Annotated in this window: 12 protein-coding genes; 1 reads left to right on the top strand and 11 read right to left on the bottom strand. The window is 44.3% G+C overall.

Annotated elements, in window-relative coordinates; all coding sequences use genetic code 11:
• The 10 genes from ACSQ8O_RS29250 to ACSQ8O_RS29295 form a co-directional block, all read right to left on the bottom strand.
• Entirely contained in the window at positions 1-1,200 is a 1,200-nt protein-coding gene (locus ACSQ8O_RS29250; protein WP_436244550.1) for an S-layer homology domain-containing protein, read from the bottom strand.
• Positions 1,201-2,271: a type IV pilus twitching motility protein PilT gene (locus ACSQ8O_RS29255; RefSeq protein WP_082595411.1), complete on the bottom strand. Its 1,071-nt coding sequence runs from the start codon at positions 2,269-2,271 to the stop codon at positions 1,201-1,203.
• 30 nt (positions 2,272-2,301) lie between these two features.
• Positions 2,302-3,009 (bottom strand): hypothetical protein, encoded by a 708-nt coding sequence (locus ACSQ8O_RS29260; protein ID WP_436244551.1) that lies wholly within the window; start codon positions 3,007-3,009, stop codon positions 2,302-2,304.
• Positions 3,010-3,017: 8 nt separating this feature from the next.
• Positions 3,018-3,629 carry a PilN domain-containing protein gene (locus tag ACSQ8O_RS29265; protein WP_436244552.1) on the bottom strand — a complete coding sequence of 204 codons (612 nt, stop codon included), beginning with the start codon at positions 3,627-3,629 and terminating at the stop codon, positions 3,018-3,020.
• Positions 3,630-3,634: 5 nt separating this feature from the next.
• Positions 3,635-4,633: a type IV pilus biogenesis protein PilM gene (pilM, locus tag ACSQ8O_RS29270; protein ID WP_436244553.1), complete on the bottom strand. Its 999-nt coding sequence runs from the start codon at positions 4,631-4,633 to the stop codon at positions 3,635-3,637.
• A gap of 71 nt (positions 4,634-4,704) precedes the next feature.
• Positions 4,705-5,388: a prepilin-type N-terminal cleavage/methylation domain-containing protein gene (locus ACSQ8O_RS29275; RefSeq protein ID WP_436244554.1), complete on the bottom strand. Its 684-nt coding sequence runs from the start codon at positions 5,386-5,388 to the stop codon at positions 4,705-4,707.
• Positions 5,389-5,423: 35 nt separating this feature from the next.
• Positions 5,424-6,647: a type II secretion system F family protein gene (locus ACSQ8O_RS29280; RefSeq protein WP_436244555.1), complete on the bottom strand. Its 1,224-nt coding sequence runs from the start codon at positions 6,645-6,647 to the stop codon at positions 5,424-5,426.
• 30 nt (positions 6,648-6,677) lie between these two features.
• A complete protein-coding gene (locus ACSQ8O_RS29285) occupies positions 6,678-8,408 on the bottom strand; it encodes a GspE/PulE family protein (RefSeq protein WP_171628767.1) in 1,731 nt (576 codons plus the stop codon).
• Positions 8,409-8,468: 60 nt separating this feature from the next.
• Positions 8,469-9,485 carry a VanW family protein gene (locus tag ACSQ8O_RS29290; protein WP_436244556.1) on the bottom strand — a complete coding sequence of 339 codons (1,017 nt, stop codon included), beginning with the start codon at positions 9,483-9,485 and terminating at the stop codon, positions 8,469-8,471.
• 621 nt (positions 9,486-10,106) lie between these two features.
• Complete coding sequence (locus ACSQ8O_RS29295; RefSeq protein WP_056614185.1) at positions 10,107-10,952, bottom strand: LuxR C-terminal-related transcriptional regulator; 846 nt, start codon at positions 10,950-10,952, stop codon at positions 10,107-10,109.
• Between the two features lie 557 nt (positions 10,953-11,509).
• Between ACSQ8O_RS29295 and ACSQ8O_RS29300 the strand changes: the two genes are divergently transcribed.
• Positions 11,510-12,001 (top strand): cysteine dioxygenase, encoded by a 492-nt coding sequence (locus ACSQ8O_RS29300; protein WP_436244557.1) that lies wholly within the window; start codon positions 11,510-11,512, stop codon positions 11,999-12,001.
• Positions 12,002-12,063: 62 nt separating this feature from the next.
• Here the strand turns inward: ACSQ8O_RS29300 and ACSQ8O_RS29305 are convergent, their stop codons facing one another.
• Positions 12,064-13,446 carry a glycine--tRNA ligase gene (locus ACSQ8O_RS29305; protein ID WP_056614192.1) on the bottom strand — a complete coding sequence of 461 codons (1,383 nt, stop codon included), beginning with the start codon at positions 13,444-13,446 and terminating at the stop codon, positions 12,064-12,066.
• Positions 13,447-13,544: the final 98 nt, after the last annotated feature.

Genomic DNA, 13,544 nt, shown 5'->3' on the forward strand with positions numbered 1-13,544 from the left:
CTACACCAAATGAATGATTCTCGAGATGACCTTGAAAGCTTCAGCACGAGTGAGTGACCCTTGCGGTCTGAACGAACCATCTTCATAACCGCCGACAATGCCTGCATGTATCACATTCTGAAGAGATGCTTTATTACCGTCTGTTAAACTTCCGATATCCGTGAATTCACCAGTGCCCGCTCCACCCTTAACGGCATACTTTTGTAAAATGCGATCAACGAGACCAACCATTTCAATACGCGTAATCGGTAAATCTGGAGAAAAGTTTACATCTACAGGTTTCAAATCCAACAAACCCATAGCTTGCGCAGAAGCAACCATGCTGGTTGACCAATGTTTCCCCATATCCTCGTAACCTTTGACAGGAGTTTGAACAGGTTCAATCCCTAATGCTTTAACAACAAGTGTTACAAACTCTGCTTTTGAAAGCGTACGATTCGGACGTATTGTGTGATCTTCATAACCATCGATAATCGATTTCTGCATAAGATCAAGAATGTCATCCTTTGCCCAGTGCGTTAATGCATCGCTTGGAACCGCGCTTACGGACGTTTGTTTCCATGTGCGCAGCGTTGGCACGGCATCTGGCATATCTGGCAAATTCTTTACTGAGCCAAGTGTCGGTGAAACGGCACGATCAGGATTCTGAAAAACGATACCATATACGTTGATTAAGCCATTCGATGTTACCTTTGTACTGCCATCTCGAACTGCCTCTGCATCCGTAGGGATGTTCGCCCAAGGTACTTTGCCTAGGTAGGCTTTGACACGATAGGACTCTTGGGAGGCGCTTTCAAAGTATGTACGTGTCGTCTCTTCGACGTCAGTGGCATGGAAATCAAGTTTTCCTGACACTTCTACACCAATTTCATCCCAGAACACGAGCAAATCATTGAAATCACGTGCGATTGCTCCTGTCCATATTTTCACATGTGCGCCAGAAGCATCTACGCTAGTAACAACTGCATAAGGTTCTTTGGAAATAATCATGCCGACCTGCCAACCTGCTGGTGAAAGCTTCATGTTTTCGTACTGTTGACTACGCGCTTCATTATCGAGCCCTTTTAATACGGCGAATGGATTGCTTGCTTGCACACTGACTGCTGAATTGACTGCAGCTTCACTCGCGAGAACGGTTGTTGGTGACAGTATGGATAAGACAAGAAGAGCAGTAACGAGTGCATGTTTATTGGTTTTCATTTAATCTTCTCCTAAGGTCATTTCATATTCTTTGATCGCGTCCCGATGGATAATGCCTTCTTCCACTAATTGCTTCAAGCTGGAAACCATCGTTTGCATACCGATTTGTCGATTCGTTTGAATGACCGATTTGATTTGATAGATTTTCTCTTGTCGAATTAAGTTGGCTACAGCCGGAGTATTGATTAATATTTCCAGCGCCATAGCCCTTCCTCGTCCATCCATACGCGGAACTAAACGTTGGGATAATACACTAATAAGTACGGATGCTAGCTGAACGCGTATTTGTCTTTGTTGCTCTGTTGGAAAAACATCGATAATCCGATCGACGGTTTGAGGAGCATCCGGGGTATGAAGTGTCGCGAGGACAAGGTGACCTGTTTCTGCTGCCGTAATGGCTGTCTTAATCGTTTCCAAATCCCGCATTTCACCAACTAGAATGACATCGGGATCTTGACGAAGTGCAGCACGTAAACCATTGGAGAACGTTAAGGTATCAATACCAATCTCACGTTGTGCCACCAGACAATTTTTACTCGGATGAATATACTCGATTGGATCTTCCAACGTAATAATGTGTTTCTTCTGAGTTTCATTAATGAAATCTATGATGGAAGCAAGCGTTGTCGACTTACCGCTACCTGTAGGACCTGTTACTAGAACCAGACCTTGATGCTTGTGTGCAAATTCCTGAACCAAATCAGGCAAATTTAAGCTAAAGAGGGAGGGCACTGTCGTCGACAAGACACGAAACACCATGTTAATATGTCGTTTTTGCTTAAATACATTGCCCCGATAACGAGAAAGACCTGGCAGCTCGAACGAAAAGTCAACTTCCCCCTTTTTAGACAATGTTTCATATTGTTCCTTCGTTAAAATTTCTTTCGCCATGCGATGTGTATCTTCAGGAGAAAGAACGGAATCAACCACCTTCATCAACTTCCCATGTAGCCGCATAAGAGGTTCTGTCGTTGCATTAATGTGCAAGTCAGAAGCCTTCGATTCGTAAGAAACACGCAGCAAATCTTTCAATGATAAGGTATCGGATGTCGTTGGCGAACTCATACTCATCGTGTTTCCTCCCGTATGTACATGGTTTTATTAATAAACCGGGTTCGTCTTTCCAGCAGGCTTCGTATAAGGAACAGTTAGCGGATTCTTGAAAAATTTCTGTAAACCAGGTGCATAATACGATACTAAGGAGACATTGACCGTTATTTCTCTTTTCAGAGCATTCAGCTTCACGGGGGCTCCGCTTTTCACAGCAAAAGTCAACTTGTCCACCTGCATCAAGCGATTCGTCGTTTGCAGTTCATCTAGAAAGCGATGGATCTGCGCGTAATCCCCTTTAGCTGTTGTGTTGAGCTTGATCGGAATGGCGAGTGATGGCATCGGTGGAGCAACTTGCGTGACGGTAGTACTTCCTTTCGCAGGTGCTGGTGAAATCGTTGGAGCTTTAATCACAACATCGGACGCCTTACCAATTTCAAAGTTATAACTGGCCAGTGACATCTTCGTAATGACCTCTAGCATCCGGATTTCACGTATAAGCCCTTCCACATCCGGTTCTTCAGGCACGCGATTACGTGTTTGTGATAGACTTACTTGTTCCGCAGCCCCAATTGCACCTCCGCCGGCAGAGCGTTTGTTCAAAGCGTCTAGTTCTTGTTTTTTCTGTATAAGAAGTCTCTCTTTGGTCGCCTTTTCAGTTTGAAGCGGTGAAATGAAATTGATATACACCATCACAAGCGCCAACGCGAGGATGAACGCCACGATGATTTGATTCCGTTTACTGCTGAGCATGCTCATACGTTCGATCAACCTTTCTTGTTGGGCTCGGACTTGTATTGAAGCTCGAAAGTCGCTTGAATAATAGGCAATGGTGGTTCGGTAACTACCGCTGCGTTTTTATCTTCTTGTGACGAAATCACTTTGTTCATCCCACTGCTTGAAATTAATGTAAACGAGCTGGAAGCTTTCGTCGCTTGCATGAATGTAATGATATCTTCGCTGGTAGCAAAATTTCCTGTGATCTTGACCTTATTACCATCTCCGAAGGAAAGCGCGGTTAGATTTGAAGTAAGTGGCATTAGGGCAGAAAGCTTATCAAGCACATCTGTCGCTAAGGGTTTACTTGCGACGAGTTGTTTCGGTAAAGCAACGAAATCGGCAACTGCCCCTGCTGATGGGGAGCTTGCAATCTTTGTTTGACTTTCTTTAATTTGAAGGTTCACCTGCTCCAATGCCTTATTCGTGCTCTTAATTTCTGACTTTGCGCTCGTATACATCCATCCCATTCCACTGACCACCAACACGATCGCTGTCATAAAGACATAGCGGAAAATGGGACTAGTTCCTGCTTGTTCTTCGTGCCGCATTTGCAGCAAGTTAATTTCGATGGACTGTAGCTTCTGTACGCCTGCACTCATCGACCTTAAGCCCCTTTCATTGCCAGTCCAACTGGAACTGCATATGCTTGACATGTTGTGTCTTCATCTTTCAGAATGGCAGGCAATGGGAACGATGTAATCTCACCTGTGAAAGCACTCTCTAGATGTTCTGGGAGTGCAGTGATCCATTCATGATCGCCTACCAAATAAACGAGCTCGACATGCTTCTGATCGTTGGAAACGGTGTATTGGAAATAATTCAAAACACGACCAAGCTCCATCGATAGATTGCGCGCATAAGCCGCAAGCTGATCCGTTCCTGTGTCTAGGAAGAAACTCGTATTAATTTGAATGGAACGGAAAAATACAGGTATGCCATCTACGAATATGCTGACATCCGCATGATCTGGCTCGACATGCAGCAGCATGAATCGATCCTTCATCGCGGAGCCAGTTAATTTGGTATGACGTACCAACATTCGATGAAGAGCTAGTGGTGCCAAATCAACGGCTACTGGCACTAACCCTGATTGCTTGACGACATGTGCATAACTTTCGACCACCTCGCCAGGTGTTGCAAATATGAGAACTTCCTCTTGTGCCGACGACTTGGAGGATTTGACTACACCTTCTGAAGAAGCTGCAGCCTCATCTTTTGGGGCTCCCAGTCGAACAAAATCAAACACAGGATTTTTGAAAGGCAATTGCTGTCCGCCGTGTAATTCTACGTCGATCATGTTACGTAACGCTTTATCTTTTAAGGCCGAAAAGACGGATTTACGGAGTACCACATTGGATAATGGCACCGTCACATTGATATGTGCACCTTGTAACCCAATTTGCTTGACTAGGGTTGAGATGCGCGCAATGACCGAATCTTCGTCCACGAATTTTCCGTGTTTAATACTGCCTCTATCCAGCGCAATGGAATGACGCTGTGTCAGGGTAACCTGTCCATTCTCGTTCATAATTTCAACCAGCTTCGCTTCTGTATCCGAAATTTGCATGCCGTATGTATACTTGCTCGTTTTCTTTGCGAACATTGCGGTAACTCCTCTCGGTTCTGCATAAGGGATAAGGGGCGCGCCGCTAGGCGGCGCGCTTGGTTAGATGATTATGGTGTAGTTGTTGGTGCAGTTGGCGTACCTGTTTCCACGACGTATCCTGCAATTTCAATGTTGGATTCTAGTGTAGCGTCCATATATTTTTGTGCACCATCCAAAGTAACTTGATACGTGAAGTTTCCAGTAGTAGCATCCTTTTTAACGAGTACGTGTGATTCCGAAGCATCTCCAGCACTTCTCACACCATTTGTCACAGTAGCCGCAGTACCTGGCTTATAGTTACTTGGTTTATTCGATGGATCTTTTGGAATGTTCTCCAAATATCCACTTGCATTAAGATCAGTTAATGATAATACAAGCGTTGTTCCCGCTCCTGCCAAAGTAACGCCTTCATTCGAAACATAAAGTCGTGCAGCGTCAATCGCCATGTGAGCGTTTGAACGATGTGCGTTAATTCTTGTTTTCTCTAGAATCGAACCGATTGAAGGAATAGCGATAGCTGCAATAATCGCGATAATTACGATAACAGCTAGCAACTCGATGAGCGTCAAACCTTTTTCATTTTTCATTGCCTCACGGAAAGACATTTTAGGAGCTTTAAATCCTTCTTTTTGAGTGTTTTCCAATGCCAATGCGTTCATTTCATTCCCACCTCTAGGTTTATTTTGGTTATGTACGTGCTCTTGCCAATCTGGTGTTACGTTATGTTGTATTGCTAGTAAAGCCGCCGACATGTTTGTCTATCACCTCCTTTCAAGCCGGTCGGTAATTATCCTAGGAAATTGTCGTACATTTTGAACATTGGACTCATGATCGCCGCCACAATCACGCCAACAATACTGGAGATAAAAAGCAGCATGAGAGGTTCAATCACCGCCTTTAATCGATCTACACTCTGATCGACATCCGCTTCGAAGAAATCAGCGATCTTCGCAAGCATATTATCGACCTGCCCTGTCTCCTCTCCAATGATCAGCATTTGCACGACCATTTTGGGAAAAATGCCACTTTTTTGAATCGGTTCCGATAGCATTTTACCTTGCTGCAAGCTGTCTTTGGCATCTCGGAGCACCTTGGCAATTACTCGATTGCCAACTACTTTCGCGGTTACATCCAGTGCCTGTAAGACAGGCACTGCACTCACGAATAGCGAGGACAGTGTACGCGTCATTCGGGCAACCGCAGCTTTTTTGAGAATAATGCCAAAGACTGGAATCTTAAACTTGATCGTATCGATCCAGTACTTCCCTTCTTCACTCGATGCAAAGCTCCTATACAAGACCACGATGCCAATGACGCCAGCCAAGAACATCCACCAATAATGCACGATCGCATCACTTGAGCTCATAACAAATCTGGTAATCAGCGGCAACTCTGAGCCTTGCTCTAGAAACATATCCGCAAAGGTTGGGACAATTTTCAAGAGGAGGAAGATAACGACGACGATGGCGATGACCAGAACCACGATCGGATACGTCATGGCTGATTTCACCTTCTGAACCGTTTTATGCTCTTTCTCGTAGTGTTCTGCCATCCGTTCCAGGACTTCATCCAAATTACCGCCGGTTTCGCCCGAAGCCATCATATTGACGAACATATCGGGAAATACTTTCGGATGTTCGCCCATCCCTTTCGATAAGGGGTGCCCACTTCTGATTTGCTCCGAGATATCACCTAAAGCTGCTTTCAAATATTTGGAGGTGGATTGATCTTCCAGAATCGAAACGGCCTGGTCAATCTGAATCCCAGCTCGGATCAACGTAGCGAATTGCCGACAGAAGATAACGAAGTCCTCAAGCTTGACTGCCCTTCCGATATGAATCTCAAGATCCATCGTTGTCTTCCGCTGTTCTTGGATGCTCCGAATGGTAATCCCGCGTCCTCGCAACTCCGTAATCGCCAGCTGTTTGTTCTGTGCTTTCACCATCCCTTTCAGCTTCTTACCGCTTTCATTGACGGCTTCATACGTAAAGTTCGCCAAGTTATTGTTCACCCCCATTCATAGCCTTCTTCATTTCAACTGCTATTCGTCTGCCACGGCTTTCAATACTTCTTCAATTGTGGTATGACCTTGGCGAATCTTGAGCAAGCCATCGTAGAGCATATTTTTAAAACCATTCTTCATCAAATGCTGCTCCAACTCGCTAACGGGACGATTCTGTACGATTAGGCTGCGCAGCGGTTCATCGACAACTAACAGCTCATGTACAGCGATACGACCTCTGTAGCCTGTCTTATTGCATGTTCCACAGCCTTTTCCCCTTGTTACCATGATTGGTTTATCCATGGCTCTCGGCGAAGTCATAGGTACTACGACACCTGTTCCAGTTCCCGCCAGTTGTTGTTCAGTGCCGCTTAGCAGCCCATGCGTTTCTAGCAGCTTCATCTCATCCTCTCTGGCAGGTACCTGGGCTGCACATTCACGACATACACGCCGTACTAGGCGCTGAGCCACGATACAGGAGAGTGAAGAGGCAATGAGATAGGAATCAATTCCCATATCAACAAGTCGGCTAATCGTACTGACTGCACTGTTCGTATGGATGGTGCTTAACACTAAGTGCCCCGTAAGGGAAGCACGTACCGCAATTTCTGCTGTCTCTGCATCCCGGACCTCCCCGACCATAACAATGTTCGGATCTTGTCTGAGAATAGATCGTAAGCCAGAAGCGAAAGTCAGACCAATCTGCGAGTTAACCTGTACTTGCGTTACACCATTCATTCGATACTCGACTGGATCCTCAACTGTAATGATTTTGACATCATCACCATTTAATTGACCCAATGCTGAATAGAGTGTTGATGTTTTCCCGCTTCCCGTAGGTCCCGAGATCAACATGATCCCATTCGGCTTCTGAATCATTTTGTCGAATTTCACCAAATTCGCATCACTTAGTCCCAATTCGGCAATTTTTTTAACACCTGCCGATTGATCTAGGATCCGAAGAACGATACTTTCACCATGAACTGTCGGTAATGTCGAAACCCGTATATCAATTCGGCGATTATCCACCTGCATCTGGATTCGACCATCTTGCGGTAATCGTCTTTCCGCGATGTTCAACTTTGCAATGATTTTCAATCTTGCTGTCAACACGCCCTGCATATGCTTCGGCAGCGCTTTCTCCGTTCGAAGCACACCATCGATTCGGTACTTCACGATCAGTTGTTTCTCCTGAGGATCAACATGAATATCGGACGCCCTCTGCTGCACAGCGGATTGAATGATTTGATTGACCAGCTTTACGATCGGTGATCCTTGATCATTCGCTTCGGATTCCTCATCCTTGATCTCGATTTTATCTAAGTCGACCATCAATTCATCGACAGATTCTTTCATGCCATAATTTTTCGTGATGGCTTGCTCGACTTCAGAACGAATCGCGATGACTGGCTGAACACTCATGTTCGTCGCCATTCGAATTTCTTCAATGGCTCCATAGTTCAATGGATCAACCATGGCAACTTTGATTTTGCCATTCTTACGTTCAATCGGGATCACACAGTGCTTGCGAGCAAGCGTTTCTGGAATGAGCTGAACGGTTTGCATATCGAGTTGTGTCTCAAACATGTTAACAACCGGAAACCCTAATTGAAATTCCAGTACTTCAACCAGTTGTCTTTCTGTAATCAACCCTTTATCGATAAGAATCTCACCGATTTTCTTCCTCGTGTGCACTTGCTGCTTCAGCCCTTGTTCAAGCTGATCCTCTGTGATGAGTCCGTTCATTACAAATAATTCACCTATGCGCATTGGGGGGCCTCCCTTCTGTTAATAGAGTACGTGACGGATCTGTGCAACCTAACAAGTGATTTAAGGTGATTTAAGTTCTTCCGCTGTTGGAGCCTTCGCGATGACATTGGGATGCGGTGCGTAATAATCTTTATATATCAACACGTTCTTGCCATCATTCTTCTCATCCGCGAACACCTTGACTAGAAGTCCTGATTGACCTTCACTACGTTTATCACCTTGACCAGCCAGTGTAAAATCCGTGAGTACAATGTTCTCTGGTGTGAATACTTCTTTACTAACCGTAATTTTCGGAGCTTGCCAATCCGCTTTCGGTTTCCCATTGAACGTAACGACAGGTGTTTCCCCGTTGTATATCACGCCAACTGTAATGGGTACGCCGATTGAATTATAGAAGGTTAAATCTTTCAGCTCGCTTTGAAAATTAACATCAAATCCAGCAGCTGCATAAGCGGGATTATCTCGATGTGGATAGCGTTCACCAACTTGCATGCCAGCACGCAGAGCAGCTTCATACAAAAGGGATGCCACATGCGATAACTCATCTGCCTTCATTTCAGGTACTTTGCTTTTGCTGACCTCGGTCAACCAAGCTTGAAAGGAGAATAGCTTCCCTGACTCAATCTTGATCTGTCCCGCCTGCTCTAGCCATAATTTCACATTCGCATTTACAGCAACAATACTCTGCGCTTGTGAAATGACTTGCAGACCCGATGTTAACGTCTTATCTGGTGATGTTGTTGCTGCTGTACTTATAGGCGTACTAGCAGGTACAACTGTTGGCGATGCCGTGGCCGTAGTCGTTGGCGTTGATATCGGTTTGACCGATGGCTTCGCACTTTCTTTGTCCACGCCAGCTGCAAGCGCTGTTCCTTTCGTTGAAGCATGATCCGTGTCTTTCCAGAACATCAAGCTTTCTAGTTTGTGCTCTGAATTCCACTCAATGAACCCTGCCGCCGATAATCCATATACACTCCCAGAACCGACGACGCCTAGAAGAAGAATCCATTTAATAGGCTGCAGGATCAAGGCCCTTCTTCTTTGTCTCATAGCCAACCGTCCCTCAAAGCTCGACATTTTCCCTCCCGTTTCGGTGGGATGCCTCAAATATAGACGGTAATTTCTGTAGAGCAAATCATACATATTTATTAATTCAAATGACCTAATGCATGAACTATAATTCTTAAGCCACGTTAGCCATTCAGACGCTATTTCATAGGGAATTCAATCTAGATGGGGGCTGGAGCAGGGGGCGGAAGTCGGGATTTCGCAATAGAAGTCGTACTTAGGAAGCGGTTTCATATAGTTCTTTTGAAATGTACGCGTACCCTATTAATTCCATTGCTTTTATATACCACTTGCATATGTATAAGATCGAACGCGCTTTTTCAGCAAATTCCTCAAAAAATGGGTCTTACTCCTATATATAAATTCTAACCATGCCAAAGCATGTTAGGGATTTCCAAGGTATTCATTCATAGAAAACCCAAACTACTCGGGCAGTTACTTGCTTTTCGCTCCTGACCCTTCTTGAAAATTCAAATCCTAAAGACGTTGAACACACAAAAAAAGCCCCGATCCCCACATACATCGTGAAAGATCGAAGCTTTTTTCTACAATTTGAACCATTTCTCAACGTAATACGTCAATATGTATAAATCCTATGTAATGCATAGGTATGACTTCTTGCTTTCAACCTTAAATAGCGCCAAGTACACTCAAAATCAATGATGCTTTGGAATTGACTTTCAACTTGCGATTGATTTTCGTTACATAGACACGGACCGTATTCTCGCTGATCCCCAAGACTTTGCCGATTTGCTTATAATCGTAGTCGAGCAACCAATACGTCGCGACTTCTTTTTCACGCAGCGTTAGTTTGAAAGCTTTCAAGCGTTCTTCCAGCATCTCTTCAACGAACCATGTTTTACTTTGTAATTCGGTCTTTCTCAACTCGTATTCAAGCAGAAGTGCAATCGATTTGATACACGGATACATAAAAGGTGCTGAAATATATTGAAAAGCAGTCAAAACTAAGTAACCGATGATCTGATTATCCGCAGTTTGAATCGGAACGCACATCGTCACCCAGTTATGCATCGTATCCAGATAATGATCCTCACCACTAATCCAAACTGGACGCTGAAGATCAATCGCAGCCGAAACCGCATTGGTCCCTGCACTAGACAACGATAACGAAGATCCGATCCCGATGTTGTTCAAATTCGCAGCTTGCAAGATGGATCGTTCATCCCCATTAATCGTTAAAATGACCCCATGATTATCCGTTACCATCAATAAATTAGGAAAGTAGAAGGTGTTCGTCTTCAGATGTGCTTGCCGAAGGATGACATCCATGAGTCCTTGGTTTTTAGCTAGTAGCCGTTCCATCATTTTCCCTTGCACGCGAAACCTCACGCGCGTCGAATCTCTTTGAACGCCATTAAGAAATGATTTCTCATGTAGCTTGGCTATCTCCGCTTGAGAGATGCCGACTCTCTCTGTAAATTCATGCATTTGCGTCTCTTCAGCTAATCCTTTCATCAATTCCACTCCCTTTTCCTATGTAACCCCGAAATAAATAGCATCCATGCTGTGAGTAGAATTGAATTATTTGTCGTATGCCGTCGCCCCTATCTTCACAACCTTTACAAATTTATGTATTTTTCGCGCATGTGTCACTAACTATAAGGCTCAAATCGAATGCTTGAAATAGTGCAAAGGTAGTAATTCTAAGAAGATAGTATACTTGTACTACAAAAAGATAGCGTTTGCAGTTCTTTCATCAGGAATAAGGATTTCTGGCATGTGCCGTTCGTAGGATATATACGAAAAAAGTGTCCCCTTTCTAACATCGAAGGGTAACACTCTTAAAACTCGGCTATTCGTCTAGTTACACTTCTTTGGTTGTAACTTTCGATTTGGCTCTGTTCATGAACCATCTTTGAAACATCTCCCCGTCTGCAGACTGATTTCCGCTTTAAATTCTTACATTTAACCCTAACCTTTTGAAACACCAAGGCATATTATATAAACAAAACTTATCCATTCCCAAATTAATATTGATAAAGAGATAAGAATGCCTAGGAGGCGAGATGCCAATGACGCTCATCAGAGCAATTGAACAGACATTCTGTAAGTTGCATGCACCAACACTGGAACAATTAAAAGAGGCACTTCAATCGATAGAGAGACATCTAAACTTCGTCCCAGATTTCAAAACCGAACCCAATCAACTACCCTATGGTAGAAATGTAGTGTTTAGCTCACCCGAACTGGAAGTTATCGTCATTCACATTCCGACCTCCCGCTCAACAGCCATCCATAACCATGGCTTGTCCATAGGCACGGCTTATTTGGTTTCAGGATCCTTAGTGAATTCAACCTTCTTATTAGATACAGAAGGCTATCCTGTTGCTCATAAGGATGACTTCATCCAAGCAGGAGAATACTTCATTGCGCCTGCTGATCAAATTCACCAGTTAAGCAATCCATTTCATGAACCGGCTATTTCTATCCATGTGTATACACCGCCGCTGCGTGAAGTTCGACGTTACTTACCTTATAGTGAAGTCTTAGATTATGTTATCTAAAAGAAAAACCCCTTGTAAGCTTACGTCATTTGACGTGCTCACAAGGGGTTTTCAAGTAACAATTAGAATTGTAGGGCATTCTCAATAAAGGCTTTTAGCTCCGAAATCGGCATACGCGTTTGAACCATTGTATCACGATCACGAACCGTCACTTGACCATCTGTCTCGGACTCGAAATCATATGTGATACAGAATGGCGTACCGATCTCATCATGACGACGGTAACGTTTACCAATGGATCCTGTATCATCGTAATCCACCATGAAATGCTTCGCAAGGTCTGCAAATACAGCTTGTGCACCCTCATTCAATTTCTTCGAAAGTGGGAAAATCGCGGCTTTCATCGGTGCTAATGCTGGGTGGAAGTGAAGAACAGTACGGCTGTCGTCACCTTCCAATTTTTGCTCTTCAAACGCATCAATCAGAAGCGCCAAAGTAACACGGTCTGCCCCAAGGGACGGCTCGATACAATAAGGAACATAACGCTCATTCGTTTCTTGATCGATGTAGTTGAAATCTTCACCGGAATGCGCCATGTGCTGCTTCAAATCGTAGTCCGTACGATCCGCGATGCCCCAAAGCTCGCCCCAACCGAACGGGAATTTGTACTCGATATCCGTTGTCGCATTACTATAATGTGACAACTCATCGTCGTTATGATCACGAAGACGAAGGTTATCGGCTTTTGCACCTAGGGATAACAGCCAGTTATGGCAGAAGCTTCTCCAGTACTCGAACCATTTCAAGTCTTCACCTGGCTTGCAGAAGAACTCAAGCTCCATTTGTTCGAATTCACGCGTACGGAACGTAAAGTTGCCTGGCGTGATTTCATTACGGAAGCTTTTACCGATTTGACCGATACCAAATGGCAGCTTTTTACGCATGGTACGTTGTGCGTTTTTGAAGTTAACGAAGATCCCTTGTGCTGTTTCTGGACGAAGATAAACAACGTTTGAACTCGCTTCTGTTACACCTTGGAACGTTTTGAACATCAGGTTGAATTGACGAATATCTGTGAAATCTTTGCTTCCGCAATCTGGACACACGATGTTGTGTTCCACGATCAATTTCATCATGTCATCGAACGTCATACCGTCTACGATGATTTCGATATCTTTTTCAGCCAACTTGTTCTCGATCAATTTATCCGCACGGTGACGTGCTTTACAGCTTTTACAATCGATCATTGGATCGTTGAAGTTACCTACGTGACCGGATGCCACCCATGCTTGCGGGTTCATCAAGATTGCCGCATCTAATCCAACGTTATACGGGGATTCTTGAATGAATTTTTTCCACCATGCGCGTTTAATGTTGTTTTTCAATTCAACACCAAGCGGGCCGTAATCCCATGTATTAGCCAAACCGCCATAAATTTCTGAACCTGGGAAAACGAATCCTCTGTGCTTCGCTAATGCGACGACTTGCTCCATTGTTACACTCATTGTTCAATCGCTCCTTAAGCTTCTTATATGTGGGTCTTCGACCGATGACAACCGTTTGGATATGAGCAAACATCAAAAAAGCTCAACATCCAAAGGCA

This window comes from Paenibacillus sp. LjRoot56 (assembly GCF_964253335.1).
Classification (GTDB): domain Bacteria; phylum Bacillota; class Bacilli; order Paenibacillales; family NBRC-103111; genus Paenibacillus_E; species Paenibacillus_E allorhizoplanae.